The sequence below is a fragment of the Slackia heliotrinireducens DSM 20476 genome (genome assembly GCF_000023885.1).
GTDB lineage: Bacteria > Actinomycetota > Coriobacteriia > Coriobacteriales > Eggerthellaceae > Slackia > Slackia heliotrinireducens.
The window spans coordinates 1,750,913-1,766,804 of record NC_013165.1 but is presented as its reverse complement, the minus strand read 5'-3'; the positions used below and the strand labels follow the sequence as shown (position 1 = coordinate 1,766,804).

Here is a 15,892-nt window from a genome sequence, read left to right as displayed (position 1 = left end):
CGAGGGGGCGCCATGTACACGTTGCACTACGACGGGCGGCTTCTGCACGACCCGCGCAGCGAAACGGCCCGGCTTGTGTCCGCCCGCCTGTCGCTCGAGGTCAACGCGGGCGGCAGGCTCGAGTTCGAGATGGCGCCAGGCCATCCGCTGTTCGGGCGCCTCGCGCCCATGAGCGCGGAGCACGAGGTCACCGTCGAGAGCGACGGCCGCGAGATATTCCGCGGGCGCGTCCTGAAGACCGAGGAGGACATGACGCGGGCAACGGAGATCGAGGCCGAGGGCCAGCTGGCGTACCTCAACGACACCGTGTCCCGACCGTTCGGCACGTACGCCGACACGGGCGACCCGCCCGCGTGGACGGACATCGCGCCGCGCCCCGCGGCCGAGTTCGCCCAGTGGATGGTGGACCGCCACAACGCGGCGGCTGACCCGTCCAAGCGTTTCGACGTGACCGTCAACGAGCTGACCCAGACGAAGCTGACGCGCAGCAGCACGCGGCGTTCGTCGACGGCCGCCGACCTCATAGACGGCGTCCTGGAGCCGCTCACGTGCTACCTCTTCGCGTCCTTCGAGGGCGGGAGGCGCACGCTGGAGTTCCGCACGGAGCCGCGCAAGGCCGCGCAGCCCATCGAGTTCGGGCGCAACCTGCTGGACTACGCCAGCGCCCGCGAGGGCGGCGGCGTGCTGACCGCCATCATCCCGACCGGCAAGGACCCGGACGGCAACGAGTTCGACCTCTCGTCGTACGAGGACGGCGCGGTCGCCGAGCGCGCTGGGTACTCGAAGAAGGGCGACCGCGTCTACTCCGAGGCGGGCTACGCCGCATACGGCATCATCGAGGCCACGCGCTCCTACGAGGCCGAGAGCGTGTCGGGGATGGTCAGGCAGGCGTGCGACGAGCTGGCGGAGTCGGTCATGCTGCTCGAGTCCGTGGAGGTGTCGGCGGTCGACCTGAACCTCGCAGACCCGTCCGTCATGCCTTGGAGGCTCGGCGACCACATCAGGGTCGTGAGCCGCCCCCACGGCGTCAACCAGTGGATGATGCTCACCCAATGCACGCTGGACATATGCGAGCCCACCAAGAGCACCTACAAGCTGGGCGACACCGCCGCGAGCATGAGCGCGTCCAATGTGCTCAGGACGCGCAGCTTCGCCGCCGACGTGGACGAGCTGGCCACGGCCGTCTCGCCGCTGCCAGATGCGGTGAGGGATGCGGCGGAGAAGGCAGAGGACGCGCAGGCTGCAGCGGAGTCGGCCCTCGACTCGGCCACCCTGACCGTCACGTCCACCCACGGCCTGCTTTTCAAGAACGGCTCCGAATCGACCGTCCTGCAGGTGGCCGTGTTCCCCAACGGCGGGGACAGGCTCGACACCATCGAGCAGGTGAGGGCCAGGTTCGGCTCAGGCTCTTACATCGAGTGGAAGTGGAAGCACGAGAACGGCGATTGGGGAACGCTCCCCAGCAGCGATCCGCACCTCTCCCATGGGGGGATGTGGCTCACGGTAACTCCCGAGGATGTGGCGGACAAGACCTCGTTCTCGGCATCTCTTGTAACGCCATAGCGGAAGGAGCAATCACATGGCGGTTAAGGCAACGAACCAGGTAGACATCGTCGACCTGACGGACGGCTACTCGGTGGTCATGAGCAGCGAGGCCGTGTCCCTCGTCGGCGGCACGACCTACGCGAACGCCGCGACGGCCACCACGACCATCTACGCATATTGCGGAAGCGAGCAGGTGGCGTGCTCGGTGGACGTGACGGCGGTCACGTTCTCCGGCAGCCACGGCGGCGGCATCACGGTGACGAAGGACAATAACGCCACCCAGCCGACCTTGACCTTCGCCGTTGCGGCGAACAAGGTCAACGGCAACTGCGAGGCCACCATACCCGTGGTCATCACCGACGCTGGGGTGACGCTCAACAAGAAGTTCTCCTTCTCCGTGTCGAAGTCCGGCACGAACGGCACGAGCGTGACGGTCAGCAGCATCAAGTACGCGGTCAGCACGACCGAGAGCCAGCCTGCGGACAGCTCGTTCACCCACACGAGCGTCCCGTCGGTGGCCGAAGGGTCGTGGCTTTGGACGCTCGTGACGTTCAGCGACTCGTCCAAGGCGTACTCGAAGTCAAAGCAGGGCAAGGGCGGTACGAACGGCACCAGCTATTACACGCACATCCGCTACTCCGCGAACTCGGACGGCAGCGGCATGGTCGCCACGCCCACGGCGTCGACCATATACATCGGCGTCTACAGCGGCACCAGCTCGTCGGCCCCCACGACCGCCAGCTCCTACACCTGGAGCAAGTACAAGGGCGACAAGGGCGATGCCGGTGATGACGCGATAACCCTCGTCATCGAGTCCTCGGCTGGATTCATCTTCAAGAACACCCAGGCCGTCACCACGCTCACCGCGAGGGTGTTCCAGGGTGCGACCGAGCTGACCAGCTCGCAAATCGCGGCCCTCGGGGCGGTGAAGTGGTACAAGGACGGCGGCTCCACGGCGGTCGGCACGGGCACGACCCTGCAGATAACGGCAGGCACCGTGACGAACCACGCGAGTTACACGGCTAACCTGGAGGCTTAGGATGGCTCTTACTCAGCTGGACATTCTTTCTGGTAAGAGTGACGGTTATCGAATCAGCTCTGATGGAGGAGCATTCGGCCACGAAACGCACACTTTGAGCGATTACCTAGCAGTGAGCGATGAGCTTGCCATCATGGTAAGCAGCTCGTTTCCTAGAACGAATAACATGTACCTCGCGCTCGCGTTCTATACGTCAAGCAGGCAGTTCATCAGCAGGCCAGTCATGATGTACTACGAGTGGGACGAAGGCTGGATAGTGCCCGAAATACCCGAGAACGCCTCCTATGCGCGTTTGAGTTGCCCGACGACGGAATACGGCGAAGCCATCACCCTCTACAGTTCGGGGGGGGGTGGCTCAATGAGCGATAGCGCCATCACGTATACAAGGGGCGGCAGGCTTGCGTTCACGGCGGGCACCCTGCGCGAACACGTCGGCGAGACGTGCACGCTTTCGTTTTGGATTAAACTCGCCGACGGCGCAGTCGAGGGTCATGACGTCATCGTGTACCACTACCAAAACAGTGGCTGCGCTATCGCAGTCGGCAACTACGCGATTCACCCAACATCCGAATGGCAACTCATCGAAGTTTCTGGAAATGTCGTGAGCCTCGCTCCAAGAGACGGCTCGACCTACGATGGGTCGAGCGAGTTCTACCTCGTGAACGGCACGGCGTACTCCTACGGCGAGATGTGGTTCTACGATCGGACCGCATCCCAGAAGTACGATGTGTACGGCATCCAGCTCACTCTCGCGGGGGGGGGGTGGCTCCATGCTAGGTAACGGCAGGAACATCGCCACCAACTCCAAGACCCTCGACCTCATAATCAACAAGGGCACGACCAACGTCGGTCGGTACAACAACAACGAGCTGCTCGTCGAGCGCGAGGACGGCTTCACGGAGATCGTGACGAATGGCACGTGGCGCGGCATCGGCATGTACGTGAACCAGACCAACCCGCAGGTCGGCGAGTCGTTCACGTTCAGTGCTAACGTGCGCAACGACACCGAGTCGGCGCTGCCCGTGTCCATCTTCCTGATGTGCGTGAACGCGTCCGGAACCCGCGTATACCCGCCGTTCCCGAATCACTGGACGGAAACGGGTTCGGGCGGAACGGTCAGCATCGCGCCCGGCGAGGAGAAGCGCATCGCCTACGTGTTCACGTGGACGCAGGAAGCCGTCGACCTGCTCGCAGACGGCGGCAACGTGCGCTGCACGATGCAGCGCGGCAGCACGGAGGCGCTGGCGTTCTGGAAGCCGAAGCTGGAACGCGGCACCGAGCCGACCGAGTACAGGCAAGCGCCAGAAGACCTTCCAGGCCCGTCCGACACCATCATCGCCACCGACACCGACACCCTCGCCGTGACGGTGGACGTCGAGAACGTCGAGACCTACTACTACCAGACCGCCTCGACGGGAAGCCAGCCCGCGAGGCCAACGACGGCCTCCCCGTCGGGCTGGCAGACCACCGAGTTCGCCTTCGACGCCACAAAGGCCATCTGGTCATGCCAGAAGACCACCCTCACCGACGGGACGTTCTTCTGGGGGCAGGTTTCCAAGGCCAGCGCCTACCAGGGGAGCATCGAGGCGTGGAACAAGGCGGATGCGGCGCAGCAGACGGCAGACGCCGCTTCCGAGGCCGCGAACAGCGCAATTGACACGATAAATGGTACCCGCGTCTGGTATGCGACCTGCTCGACGGCCGCAGGCACCGTGGCTAAGGTCGCTACGGTTTCACCGGCCTCCGATAAGTTTACGCTCACCGCAGGCCGCGTGGTGCTCGTCAAGTTCACGGTTACGAACTCGGGAGCGGTGGGGAGCCTTACGCTCAACGTCAACGGAACCGGTGCGAAGCCGATCAAGTATATCTACAACGGCTCGCTCAGCAACATTCCGGGAGCCAATTATCTCAGGCAGAACCAGATGTATACGTTCGTGTACGACGGCTCCCACTGGGTAGTCGAGATGAACTACAACACCAACGACGTCAACAGGACCAAGTACGACCGTAACATCAAGGCCAAAGACGACATCACGTCAGGTCATATTATCTGCGGAGATGCATCGGGCTATCAGGACATCGCGGCCGGCATGTCCTTCTCTCTGTCGTATCCGCTGCTGTACGCGTCCACCACGATCAGCGCGGGCGCCACGTCCGGCACGCGCAACAACAACTTCCTGGAACTCAACAACATCAACTTCGGTAACAACGTCACGGTACAGAGCGGTGCTAATGACAAGGTCGTGTACCTCAAGGGTACCGTGTCGGGCAATACGTTCACGGTCGCCAGCTCGAACTGGCTCACGACGGTTGAACCCACATCGGCGAGCGATACCGTGTACATCCCGCTTGGCATTATGACGAGTGCTTCTAACGGGTATTTCCGCTCTTCATCGACGCTCATGGGATACCGTAACGGGGCCTTCCAGGATCTCGCCGTCGCCGGTCTGCTCATCGCCGAGAGCACCGAGCAGTTCTTCTGGGGCGACACCGACGGCGCACACGTAGCAACGGCCAGGCCGATCACGGCCTCCACGCCTAATGCGCTGATGCAAGCCAATGGCATGGATGTGCGTCTAGGCACCACCTCCCTAGCTGAGTTCACGTCCTCTGACGCACGTATCGGGCCTGCCTCCGGTAACAACGTCCTGGTGGACTCTGACAGCGTTGACATCCGCAACGGGGCAAATACGTTTGCTAGCTTCGATGACGGTGGAGTTGTACTGTCTGAGGACGGTTCTCCATACATGACGATCGGCAAGCATGAGGATCCTGATAACCCGTATCTAAGTATTGTCGGAATGAGAAATTTGAAGCCTGCGTCATGGCTACGGCTAGAGAACAGCACTAAACTTGATGCCGATGATGAGGCTTTGAACTGGGTTGACGTGTCTGCAAGTTCAGGCGATACTTCTGTCTCCGGCGGTCGGCAGGCGAGTAGCTTCATGACCTGTTCGACGGATCTTTCTACTTTCTCGATCGGAGTCCCGAAGGCCGATCTTCTTCTCGAGGCGTCTCTCCAGAAAAATACTGATGGAGTTGTGAGCACGTTAGCGGACGCCTTTATCGAGCTGACGACAGGGTATGATGTCAATGAGGGGCTAATCCGAACAAAGGCACCGTTCAGGACGGTTGACAGCGGTTTCGAATTCCGGATCCCCGCATACAACAACGTGTTCCGGAGAATGCTGTTCACATCCATCGGCAACCTTCGTGTTGATACCAGCGACAACGAAACCTCATGGGCGGCGGATTCCTACTTCGTCCATGCCCCCGCAGCCCTCGGCACGGGGGCGGCGGATGACTACATCGTGGATGTCGGCTCCAACTGGGGCACAACGGCCAACCCGCAATGGCGTTGGATGAAGTTCGCATCGGGATACGCTATCGCTTGGGGTTACTACTCAGGCGGCAGCTGGACCGCGACGACCGCCTGGGGCTCGCTGTACTACAAGGAGACCACCCGCCTCTCCAACCCCTTCACCTGGGCCGCAGCTCCTTATGAATGGATGCAGCCGCGAGGGACGAGCTACTTCTGGTGCATCAACCACAACGATGCGACTGCATCCCAGACCGGCACCTACTACCTCATGAGCCCTACCAAGCAGACCACCGCACGCGCGGCCACGCTCAATTTCCTGCAAATAGGACGCTGGAAGTAAAGGAGAACCTATGACCTACATCGTGATCGAGCTACAGACCAACGCAGCCGGCCAGACGGCCAACATCGTCACGGCCTACGACAACCAGCCCCAGGCGGAGAACAAGTTCCACTCCATCCTCGCCGCTGCGGCCGTGTCTGCGGTGCCGAAGCATGCGGCCGTGATCCTCAACGAGGACGGCCTCATCGTCAAGCAGTGGTGCTACGACCACAGCTAATAGGAAGGAACCGAAATGGCACCGGTATACATCGAAGTCTTCGTCGCGCCCCTGGCCGACTCGCAGACCGCACAGGTCGCGCTGGCGGCGATGCTGCTCCTCATCGTCCTGGACGTGCTGTTCGGGCTCGCCAACGCCTGCATAAGCGGCACGTTCCGCAGCGGCAAGATGCGGGAGGGCGTGCAGCACAAGCTGGCCGAGCTCGGATACGCCCTGGCCGCCCTGGTCATCGACGGCACCATCGTGGGCGGGCTCGACCTCGGGTTCCCCGCGCCAGTGCTGGTGGGCACGTGCGGCTACATCTGCCTCATGGAGCTGGGGAGCCTGATGGAGATCTTCAACCGCATGAACCCCGAGCTGGGGCGGTCGAAGCTGTTCAGAATCCTCGACGACGCGAAAGGGGACGCAACCCATGAGCTACGAGATTAACAAGCACCACGGAAGCTACAACATCCAGCCGCGCAGCGCGTCGGCGGTGAAATACATCGTCGTGCACTACACCGGCAGCGGCACGAGCGCGGCGCCCGCCGCGCTGAACAACTGCCAGTATTTCAGCGGCGGCGACCGCCAGGCGAGCGCCCACTACTTCATCGACGATGAAACCATCTACGAGTACGCCGATCCGTCGCGCCACCTCACGTGGCACGTGGGGGACGGCCGCGGCAAGTACGGCATCACCAACACCAACAGCATCGGAATCGAGGTGTGCCAGGACGGCGACCGCCCGTTCACCGAGGCCGAGACCAAGCGGCTGCAGTGGCTCGTGCGCAGGCTCATGGACGAATACGGCGTGCCCGCCGACCGCGTGGTGCGCCACTACGACGCGAGCCGCAAGCTGTGCCCCTACTACTACACGCCGGGCGGAAGCGGCGGCGACGCGGCCTGGAAGGCGCTGCACCGCCGCATCACGGCGGACGGCGCCTCGAAGGCCGGGTGGGTCAAGTCGGCCAAGGGCTGGTGGTACCGCCGGGCCGACGGCACCTGGCCCGCGTCGAAGTGGGAGCGCATCGGCGGGGACTGGTACTGCTTCGACAAGGACGGCTACGCGATGGCGGATTGCTGGAAGAAGTCCGGGGGTAAGTGGTACTGGCTGCGCGGCGACTGCCGCATGGCGAAGTCCACGGTCCTGCACAAGGACGGCAGGTGGTACGCCCTCGGGGCCGACGGCGCGATGCTGCGGTCCGTCGCCACGGACAAGTCGGGCGCTCTGAGGCTTTAGCCGCAACGCTTTTTCAGACGGGAAGACATGCAAACCGGGCACCCTTCGGGGTGCCCGGTTTTTTCGTTTTTCAGGCGTCCGGGGCGGGAACAGGTAGGGAACAAGTAGGGAACAACTTAGGCGCATTTAGGCACGATATTACACACTTTCGGCCGATTTGGGGTGCGAGAAAAGGGGCAAAAAAAGAGGCCAGAAACAGGCTCTGACCTCGTGTTATGCTATGGAGCCAGCGACAGGAATCGAACCCGCAACCCACTGATTACAAATCAGTTGCTCTACCGTTGAGCCACGCTGGCACGTGCAAAACAGCAGGTATTCTAACATAGGCTTGCACATTTATGCCTTGCGGATTATGTGAGCGTGTAAAACTACTGCTTGTTGCGCTTGTTGATGGGCAGTGCGTCAAACGTCTTCTTCCACTTGTAATTCGGATGGTTGTGGAGAAAGCGCTGCCTGCAGTACACGTTGATGGCCAGAAGCACAATCATCATAATAGCGCAGGTCAGGAAGAACTCCGCCACGAACATGTTGCCTTCTGCCCAAGCATAAAGCGTGGCCAGAACGAATAATGCCGACAGGACCGAATTGATGCCCAAGAAGATTTTGATAAGCAGCTCTTTGGCGCGCGTGTCCGTGTATTTCCACGACACGAATGCGTAAATGATTGCCGCCACCACCGCAAGCACGATGAGGAGGGGAAGCAACCTATATAGACGTGCGCCGATTCCGACCAAAGCGGGCATACGGCCTCCTACCTAACGACGAGTTTCTTAAAAACATAATACCAGTTTAGAAGAAGAATCAATCCTCATCTTGAAACGAACAAACTTTCGTATTAGAATTGACACGAATAGATGTTCGATTAGGAGGGTGCCGTGGAACTGCTACGCAAGTTGGAAATACTTGCCGACGCCGCAAAATACGATGTAGCGTGCACATCCAGCGGCGTTGAGCGAAAAGCCAAGGGCGGGCAGCTCGGTGCGGCAAGCCCGTCGGGGTGTTGCCATAGTTTCACGCCGGACGGTCGCTGCGTCACGCTTCTCAAGGTGTTGTATACGAATTGCTGCGTGTACGACTGCGCCTACTGCGTGAACCGCAAAAGCAACGATGTGCCCAGGGCGGCTTTCTCGCCCCGAGAACTGGCGGATCTGACCATCGAATTCTATCGTCGCAACTATATTGAAGGGCTGTTCATCTCGAGCGGGGTCATTGTCAGTCCTGACAGAACCATGGAGCTTATGTCCGAAGCGATGCGCATTCTCAGAATCGAGTACGGGTTCAGGGGCTACATCCATGCGAAGGCGGTTCCAGGGGCTTCGCCTGAGCTTGTGGAGCAGATGGGCTTTCTTGCGGACCGCATGAGTGTGAACATGGAGCTCCCCTCGGAGGAAAGCCTGAAGGCGCTCTGTCCGCAGAAGGACAGGGCAAGCATCCTGGCGCCCATGCGCCAGATAAAAGAAGGCGTTGCGGAGGACAAGGAGTCGAAGGCAATCGCTACGCGCAATCCGGTCACCTCGGTTCGCGCACGGGCGAAAAAGGCCCAGCGTGCTTTCGTGCCAGCGGGCCAGAGCACGCAGATGATCATCGGCGCCACGCCGGAGTCCGATCTGCACATCTTGTCGCTGTCGTCATCGCTGTACCGAAACTTCAATCTGAAACGCGTGTTCTTCTCGGCATACCTGCCAGTGTCGCAAGATGCACGTTTGCCGCAAGGCGGTGCTGTGCAGCTGGACAGGGAACATCGTCTCTATCAGGCGGATTGGCTCATGCGCTTCTATAGTTTCGCAGCGGATGAGATTGTGAGCGAAAAACACCCGTTTCTCGACATCGACCTGGATCCAAAGGCGTATTGGGCCATCAATCATCTTGAAACGTTTCCCGTCGAGGTGAACACCGCACCGTATGAGCTGCTTCTGAGGGTGCCAGGCATCGGCGTTCGGGGTGCGAAGCTCATCGTGCGTGCTCGGAAGAGCCAGGGTTTGGACGAGCAGAAGCTTCGCAAACTCGGTATCGCATTCAAACGGGCGAAGTACTTCATCACCTGCGGCGGCAAATACCAGGGCAAAGGGACGGATTTCACGACGGAAGCGTTGCGGGCGGTACTGAAGGGTCCCATCGACGGCGGCAAGCACGGTCGGCGCTCTGCGCGCGTCCACCCCAACCAGCTGACGCTGTTCTAGGTGAGCGCTATGGAACCGATAGCCTATGTGTACGACGATACGCTCGAGGGGCTGCTCACGGCCATATTTACAGCCTATGCGCGACATGAAGACCCCGAGGATGTGGTTCCTGCGGGGCTCATCCAGCCGCGCCTTGGGCAGGAGGTCGTGTCGGTGGAAACTGATTTCGAGTTGGCGGAACGCGTCCGGGCTGGATTGGTCAAAACATGCGGCAAGCATGCGTTCGAAGTGTTGAAGCGCGTGTCTTTGGCGGCGGATGGCAGACGCGGGTCAATCGGGCTGGCGTTCGTACGCTACGCCATGAACCATGGCAGGCAGACCTTTTCGAATTCGATGCATCCGGCGGTGTTCGATGCGGAACGGCTTGTGAAATCGGTTGAGGAGGAACGTGAGAAATGGAAACAGTTCCTCCGATTTTCCGAAGTGGACGGCGGCGTGTATGTGGCCAGGTGCAATCCCTGTGCAAATGTCGTTCCTTTGCTTATGCCGGGGTTCGCCGCCCGATTCAACGTGCAGCCTTTCATGATTTACGACGAGGTCCATAACCTTGCGGGTGTCTACGACATGCGAAGGTGGGTGTTGGTAACCACTGATGCCGTGCACGTTCCTGATCCAACGCTGAAAGACAACCTTATGAGAGCTGCATGGAAGACGTTCTATGACGCGCTATCGGTGGAGGACCGATACAACCCTGAACTGCGACGTCAGCTCATGCCCAAACGGTATTGGAAGTACCTGGTCGAGCTCAAACCGAACCAGGCGGGGCTTTCAACTCTGGGCGATTAGGCTCTGGCAAGCGTGAGGCAGCGCACCGTTTGCGCCCCGGCATCTTTGAGGGCGGTCGTGGCAGCTTCGAGCGTCGCGCCAGTGGTCATGACGTCGTCGATGAGCAACACGTTCTGCGGAGGTTTGGTGTCGGGCAGGACTTTCAGGACGTGGCGCATGTTGGCCGAACGCTGCCGGCGGCCCAAGCCACGTTGGTCCTTGACGTTTCCGACTACAAGCAGCGGCCGGTAGGGCAGGCCGAGGTTGGACGCCAGCTGCTGCGCTAACGGCTCGGTGTGGTTGAACCCGCGTTTCCGGATGGCCGCTTTCGATGCGGGCACGCAGGTTACGCAATCGGCCTCGTCCAGCCACGGGGGAGGCACGATGCGTGCAAGTATCAAGGCGAAGGGCTTGTACAGGCGGGTTTCGCCCGCGTCCTTGTACGCGTGGATTGCCTTCGCCATGCGCCCTGTGAACATCGCCGCCGACCTGCACTCGAGCGTGCGGACCCGGTGTTCGGGGTCTTCGACGGGGGCGTTGCAACGCGTGCAGACGCGCAGGCCGGCGGGATCGCCGCAGATAGGGCAGGCGGCATAGGCGTCGATGTATTCCATGTTCCGTATGCAGTCGTCGCAAAGCACCTTGCCCGCGCGTTCGCACCCTGCGCATCGGGTAGGCCAAAGCGTTTCAAGCAGAGCCTCTTTGAGCATCGTTCACCTCCGTTCCCTTCCCACCATACGCTTCGGACCTTGCCGAAACCTATGCAGAAACCTTGCCGAAACCTGACGGCAAACCCTGATTGCAGGTTCAAATTCGGGATTCGGGTTCGGAAATGGTTAAGGCGACATGTAACCTAAAAGACATATGCTTAACAGGTGCTTTATATGTTAGTTGCATACCGTGTATCGAACTTTTCCGAAATCTGCTAGACTGAACTTCGTTTTCTTTCGGGTCTGTAGTTGCGGAAGTCGAATTCTCGCTTCTTAGCCCATGGCAGATGCGGTCTAAAGGGTCCACGTAAGCTGCGTTCACCCGCAGCGAGCACGGCGTATCCTAGGAGTAAGTCGCACCTCCCGGTGGTTTTGCGACAAGTGGTCGCCCGGGGGAGAGGGCAGAGCGCAAGCGAACCCCCCGTGCGCGAGTGTGGGGTCGAAAACTAGGTCAGCCGAAAGAACTACATTGCAAAGGAATCGAAGCGGAGGCTTGGATGAAAAGTAAGCTAATACGTGTGTGCGCCATCGTCTGTGCGCTGTGCATCGGCTTCGTGCTCGCGGGCTGCAGCAACGACGACGCATATGAACCTGCAGAGCTCTCGCCGGTGGTCGATACGCCGACCATCTTGGAATCCGGTGTGCTCACGGTCGGTTTGAACGCCGACAACGCTCCGTTCACCGGAACATCCAACGGCAAGTTGGTAGGTCTGTATGTGGACTCGGCGTATGCCTTGGCCGACCAGATGGGCCTTACGGTCAAGTTCGTTGACGTGGGAGCCGACGGGGGCCTTGACGCCCTGAACAGCGGCACCGTCGACATCGTGTTCGGCATGGACGCCTCCGTAGTGGATGAAACCGTCTGGCTGAGCGATTCCGTTGCCGAGACCGGCGTGACCCTGTTCGCAGCCCCCGACAACGCTACCGCTCCGGCGGCAGATTCCGCTCCCATGATTGCAGCCCAGGTATCCTCCAAGAGCGCTTGGGCCGTCGAGAACGTGTTCGGCAGCTCCTCGGTGGTGGCCGCCAGCAATCTTGAGTCCGCCTTCTCCTCTCTGGAAACCGGCGATGCGGCTTACGTTGCGGCCGACGGCGTTATCGGCAGCTACGCCGCAAAGGACTTCAAAGTCGAGGTCGTCCCTGTGGCCGTGCTCGAGCAGCCCACCGCCCAGTGCATCGCGGTTTTGGCTTCCAACCAGGACCTTGTCGACGCTGTTACCGCGGCGGTCGCCTCTGTGAACGACGGCGGAATCCTGGACCTCGTAGCCAAGAAGTGGCTTGGATCCCCTGTCGATCTTGCATCCCTTCCGCTGATTGAAGGTACAGCCGCACCTGCTGAAACCGCTGAAGAGGGCGGCGAAGCCGCAATTGACGAGGAAGGCGCTGCAACCGAAGAGGGTGCAGGGTCCGAGGAAGGCGCCGCTGCTGAAGAGGGCAGCGTCGAGGCCGACTTGTCCGACAGCCTTGATTCCGACACATCCTCCGCAGGCGCGAACGCAGTTCTGCCGAGCGGCGGCACGGCAGCCGATGCCGGGTTGGCGTAAGCGGGGCGTACATGGCGAAAAAGGATGCCCGCAAACAACCCGTCGATGAGCGGCTCGACGTTCCTCCTATGAGCAAGATGCAGAAGGGCGTTTTGCTGGGTGCGTTATTGATCATCGTGGTATTTGTCATCTCCGTCATAATGTCCTAGTACACCATTGTTTTTCCGACGCGCCTTCACGGCGCGTCATCGGTATTTCGAAAGGTGGTTCCCAATGGCCGAAAAGACTACTGGAAAGCACGCTGCGAAACCCGTCAGCACTGCAGATAGCACCGGCGCCTTCGATGCGCCGGCATCCGAAACCAGCTTCGACGCGGAAGTGTCGCATCGCAAGCGCATCAAGGGCCACAAGCAGCGTTCCCGCAGGACGCGCATCGTGCTCATCTTCGTCATCCTGTTGCTTCTGGCGGGTCTTGGCTTCTTGGGCTACACCGCCTGGAACATAGTCATGGAGGCGAACCAGGAGGCAAGCCAGACCGCGGCCTCGCATGGCGAGTCTTCAACTATCGAGGGCGATACTAAATCCGACGCAGGCACGACTGATAAGGTGAAGCCGCAGGTCAGCATCCCTAATTTGGCGAATCTTGTGGGTCTGACCACTGATGAGGCCATCTCTTACCTGGGCAGCGGAGCCGAGGTTTCCTCCACGACCGACATCACCGAAGAGGTGGAGAAGACCCGCGAGGTCGAAGTTGAAGTCAAGTCGGATGACCCGAAGGCCGAACCGACGACCGAGGTTCAGACCGAAACCTATACCGAAGAAGAGGTTGTTGGCCATCATGTGACCATCTCCATGAAGAACGACAAGACCGACTCGCAGGGCAACAGGCCTTCGGTGTATCTGACCACGGACAAGGATGAGAAGACCACCATCGTGGGGTATTCCATCTCCATGGAGTCTTTGGGTTACGGCGATATGTCGTTCAGCGATGCCGTCAACGTTGCGAGAATCGTTCAGAACACCTTGTCCAACGTCGGCGTGACCCCCGCAGACGGAAACATCGCCCTGCCCGAGGACGAATCCGAATACCGCACCTTCGGGGAGGACGGGACGACTGTTGCTGAAGAAAGCTACACTTTCAAGGGCGACGGCACGACCGGCGAGGGAACGGCCATCACATGGTCGCTCCGCCTGACGTATGATTACTCCGCCTACAACGTCTCGAAGAACTGGGACGATGTCATCAAGCTGGTGTATGTGACCGTGGAGGCGACGGAGTAGGACCGGTTCGAAGACCGAGATAAGGCCACGTCCCGGCTGTGGGGTGTGGCCTTTTGCCGTCTTAGCGGGATACGTGATGCCTTCATGGTCTCGCTGCGAGAATGGATTCGCGGGTACTCTATTGTGCTAAAGTACCCCTGCTATTGAGAGTTGTGTGAAAGGACTGAGACCCGTGATACCGGTTACGCCAAGGGGGTTCAGGGATATTCTTCCCGAAGAGGCCCTGAAACGTGAAGAAATCACCGATAAAGTCAAGGCGTGTTTTTCCGCCCACGGTTACCTGCCGGTGGAAACGCCGCTTTTGGAGGACCGCCATTCCATGGAGCGTGCCACGGCGGTCGAGGACACGCCGTTTCAGATGTTCGATGACGGCGGCCGCCTGCTTATCCTTCGATCTGACCTGACGTTGCCCATCGCGCGTCTGGTCGCCACGCGCATGCATGCCGACGAAAGCCCGGTGCGCCTGCGCTACGCCGCGCCAATCGTGCGTGACACCACGGTGTTCATGGGGAAGTCGCGCCAGGTAACCCAGCTGGGTATCGAGCTTATCGGCCAGTCCGGCAAGAAAGCCGATGTCGAGGTGCTTTCGCTACTTGCTGAATCGTTGAATGCCGCCGGCCTTGCCGGGTGGCGCATCGTCTGCGGCGATGTGAAGTTGGCCCGTGCGGCGCTGGATGCAGCTGGAATATATGGCGAGGACCGCACCGAGGTGCTTCGATTCATCCACCGTTCCGACCTTGTCGGTCTGGATGTTTTCCTGGAGACGTTGGGCATTTCCGAAAACGCCCGTCGCGCCGTGTCGCAGCTTATGCGTGTGAGCGGCGACGCTGCGGCGCTGGATGAGGCTACGGCCATTTTGGAATCCATCGGGGCAGACACCACAGGCATCGAGGAGCTGCAGGTTGGCTTCGATGCGGCTCGGGAACTCGGGTTCTCCGATGCGCTGTCGATGGACCTGTCCGTTTTGAACTCGTTCGACTACTACACCGGATTGGTGTTCGAGGCCCATGCGCCGGGGCTTTCCGCTCCGCTGGCATCTGGCGGACGCTACGACGGTGTGCTTGCCCAATGGGGCGTCGACGCTCCTGCGGCCGGCTTCTCCATATCGCTTGACGGACTGGAAGAAGCCATCGGAGCATGTGTCGAGGACCGTCCGCTGCGCATCGCGGTTCCTAAGGGTTCGCTGTTCGAGGAGTCCGTCAACGTGCTGGAATCCGTTGGCTTCGACGTGTCGGAGCTGCGCAACCCAGGCCGCCATCTAATCATCCGCACCGACGATGTGGAATACATCATCGTGCGAGCCAGCGACGCCCCTGCCTTTGTAGCTACGGGCGGCGCCGACTGCGGCATATGCGGCCGCGACTCGCTCATCGAGGCGAACCTCGACGTTGTGCAGCTGGTTGATCTGGGCTACGGCACCTGCCGGTTCGTGGTCGCCGAGCCTGCCGAAGCCAAGGGCGCCGCTGATGCGGCCTACGCCCGCCGTGGCACGGTTCGCGTGGCTACGAAATACCCCCGCATCACCCAGAGGTACTACGACCGCATAGGCAAGCAGGTGGATATTATCACGCTGCACGGCAACATCGAGCTGGGCCCGGTGGTCGGGCTTTCCGACCGCATTGTGGACATCACGGCCACGGGCACCACGCTGCGTGAAAACAACCTGGTCATCGTCGACGACGTCATGGAGTGTTCGGCCAGGTTCTTCGCCAACCCGGTCCGCGTCCGTTGCGATGCGCGCATCCGCGAGCTTGCTCGTAAGCTCGCTGCTTTGGAAGGAGCTGAATAAC

At 60.5% G+C, this 15,892-nt stretch carries 15 protein-coding genes and 1 tRNA gene; 13 read left to right on the top strand and 3 right to left on the bottom strand.

The genetic code is table 11. The features are described from left to right. Positions 1-12: 12 nt before the first annotated feature. Genes SHEL_RS07565 through SHEL_RS15090 form a run of 7 tightly spaced genes read left to right on the top strand, consistent with a single transcriptional unit; the run spans position 13 to position 7,682 of the window. Complete coding sequence (locus SHEL_RS07565) at positions 13-1,563, top strand: phage minor structural protein (protein WP_012798665.1); 1,551 nt, start codon at positions 13-15, stop codon at positions 1,561-1,563. A 16-nt stretch (positions 1,564-1,579) separates the two neighbouring features. Beyond that, positions 1,580-2,584 (top strand): hypothetical protein, encoded by a 1,005-nt coding sequence (locus SHEL_RS07560; protein WP_012798664.1) that lies wholly within the window; start codon positions 1,580-1,582, stop codon positions 2,582-2,584. Position 2,585: 1 nt separating this feature from the next. After that, entirely contained in the window at positions 2,586-3,365 is a 780-nt protein-coding gene (locus tag SHEL_RS07555; RefSeq protein WP_012798663.1) for a hypothetical protein, read from the top strand. Then, positions 3,355-6,246, top strand: coding sequence for a hypothetical protein (locus SHEL_RS07550; RefSeq protein WP_012798662.1), 2,892 nt, complete (start codon positions 3,355-3,357; stop codon positions 6,244-6,246). Before SHEL_RS07555 ends, SHEL_RS07550 begins: the two co-directional genes overlap by 11 nt. Before the next feature lie 10 nt (positions 6,247-6,256). Beyond that, positions 6,257-6,463 (top strand): hypothetical protein, encoded by a 207-nt coding sequence (locus SHEL_RS07545; protein ID WP_012798661.1) that lies wholly within the window; start codon positions 6,257-6,259, stop codon positions 6,461-6,463. Between the two features lie 15 nt (positions 6,464-6,478). Beyond that, positions 6,479-6,892: a phage holin family protein gene (locus tag SHEL_RS07540; RefSeq protein ID WP_012798660.1), complete on the top strand. Its 414-nt coding sequence runs from the start codon at positions 6,479-6,481 to the stop codon at positions 6,890-6,892. After that, on the top strand, positions 6,876-7,682 hold the full coding sequence (locus tag SHEL_RS15090) for a peptidoglycan recognition protein family protein (protein ID WP_012798659.1): 807 nt from the start codon (positions 6,876-6,878) through the stop codon (positions 7,680-7,682). Before SHEL_RS07540 ends, SHEL_RS15090 begins: the two co-directional genes overlap by 17 nt. Positions 7,683-7,903: 221 nt before the next feature. Here the strand turns inward: SHEL_RS15090 and SHEL_RS07530 are convergent. Together SHEL_RS07530 and SHEL_RS07525 are read right to left on the bottom strand one after the other, a co-directional pair. Beyond that, positions 7,904-7,978: transfer RNA gene (locus tag SHEL_RS07530), tRNA-Thr, on the bottom strand. A gap of 72 nt (positions 7,979-8,050) precedes the next feature. Next, positions 8,051-8,425 carry a hypothetical protein gene (locus tag SHEL_RS07525; RefSeq protein WP_012798658.1) on the bottom strand — a complete coding sequence of 125 codons (375 nt, stop codon included), beginning with the start codon at positions 8,423-8,425 and terminating at the stop codon, positions 8,051-8,053. Positions 8,426-8,557: 132 nt separating this feature from the next. Between SHEL_RS07525 and SHEL_RS07520 the strand changes: the two genes are divergently transcribed. Both SHEL_RS07520 and SHEL_RS07515 read left to right on the top strand, forming a co-directional pair. Beyond that, on the top strand, positions 8,558-9,862 hold the full coding sequence (locus SHEL_RS07520; protein WP_012798657.1) for a putative DNA modification/repair radical SAM protein: 1,305 nt from the start codon (positions 8,558-8,560) through the stop codon (positions 9,860-9,862). A 9-nt stretch (positions 9,863-9,871) separates the two neighbouring features. Then, positions 9,872-10,648 (top strand): TIGR03915 family putative DNA repair protein, encoded by a 777-nt coding sequence (locus SHEL_RS07515; protein ID WP_012798656.1) that lies wholly within the window; start codon positions 9,872-9,874, stop codon positions 10,646-10,648. Here the strand turns inward: SHEL_RS07515 and SHEL_RS07510 are convergent. Beyond that, positions 10,645-11,337 (bottom strand): ComF family protein, encoded by a 693-nt coding sequence (locus SHEL_RS07510; RefSeq protein ID WP_012798655.1) that lies wholly within the window; start codon positions 11,335-11,337, stop codon positions 10,645-10,647. The genes SHEL_RS07515 and SHEL_RS07510 overlap by 4 nt on opposite strands. Positions 11,338-11,834: 497 nt before the next feature. Between SHEL_RS07510 and SHEL_RS07505 the strand changes: the two genes are divergently transcribed. The 4 genes from SHEL_RS07505 to hisG all read left to right on the top strand — a co-directional run bounded on the left by SHEL_RS07505 (position 11,835) and on the right by hisG (position 15,891). Further along, complete coding sequence (locus SHEL_RS07505) at positions 11,835-12,881, top strand: substrate-binding periplasmic protein (protein WP_041422518.1); 1,047 nt, start codon at positions 11,835-11,837, stop codon at positions 12,879-12,881. Between the two features lie 11 nt (positions 12,882-12,892). Continuing rightward, positions 12,893-13,030, top strand: a complete 138-nt coding sequence (locus SHEL_RS15265; RefSeq protein WP_012798653.1) for a hypothetical protein — start codon at positions 12,893-12,895, stop codon at positions 13,028-13,030. Between the two features lie 64 nt (positions 13,031-13,094). Beyond that, positions 13,095-14,102, top strand: coding sequence for a hypothetical protein (locus SHEL_RS07500; protein WP_012798652.1), 1,008 nt, complete (start codon positions 13,095-13,097; stop codon positions 14,100-14,102). Positions 14,103-14,274: 172 nt separating this feature from the next. Continuing rightward, the gene (gene hisG / locus SHEL_RS07495; RefSeq protein ID WP_012798651.1) at positions 14,275-15,891 is read left to right on the top strand and encodes an ATP phosphoribosyltransferase; all 1,617 of its coding nucleotides are present in this window, start codon (positions 14,275-14,277) and stop codon (positions 15,889-15,891) included. Position 15,892 lies beyond the last annotated feature (1 nt).

Coding starts and splice junctions, on each gene's coding strand:
- SHEL_RS07565 (WP_012798665.1), top strand. CDS start 13: ATGTACACGTTGCACTACGACGGGCGGCTTCTGCACGACCCGCGCAGC.
- SHEL_RS07560 (WP_012798664.1), top strand. CDS start 1,580: ATGGCGGTTAAGGCAACGAACCAGGTAGACATCGTCGACCTGACGGAC.
- SHEL_RS07555 (WP_012798663.1), top strand. CDS start 2,586: ATGGCTCTTACTCAGCTGGACATTCTTTCTGGTAAGAGTGACGGTTAT.
- SHEL_RS07550 (WP_012798662.1), top strand. CDS start 3,355: ATGCTAGGTAACGGCAGGAACATCGCCACCAACTCCAAGACCCTCGAC.
- SHEL_RS07545 (WP_012798661.1), top strand. CDS start 6,257: ATGACCTACATCGTGATCGAGCTACAGACCAACGCAGCCGGCCAGACG.
- SHEL_RS07540 (WP_012798660.1), top strand. CDS start 6,479: ATGGCACCGGTATACATCGAAGTCTTCGTCGCGCCCCTGGCCGACTCG.
- SHEL_RS15090 (WP_012798659.1), top strand. CDS start 6,876: ATGAGCTACGAGATTAACAAGCACCACGGAAGCTACAACATCCAGCCG.
- SHEL_RS07525 (WP_012798658.1), bottom strand. CDS start 8,425: ATGCCCGCTTTGGTCGGAATCGGCGCACGTCTATATAGGTTGCTTCCC.
- SHEL_RS07515 (WP_012798656.1), top strand. CDS start 9,872: ATGGAACCGATAGCCTATGTGTACGACGATACGCTCGAGGGGCTGCTC.
- SHEL_RS07510 (WP_012798655.1), bottom strand. CDS start 11,337: ATGCTCAAAGAGGCTCTGCTTGAAACGCTTTGGCCTACCCGATGCGCA.
- SHEL_RS07505 (WP_041422518.1), top strand. CDS start 11,835: ATGAAAAGTAAGCTAATACGTGTGTGCGCCATCGTCTGTGCGCTGTGC.
- SHEL_RS15265 (WP_012798653.1), top strand. CDS start 12,893: ATGGCGAAAAAGGATGCCCGCAAACAACCCGTCGATGAGCGGCTCGAC.
- SHEL_RS07500 (WP_012798652.1), top strand. CDS start 13,095: ATGGCCGAAAAGACTACTGGAAAGCACGCTGCGAAACCCGTCAGCACT.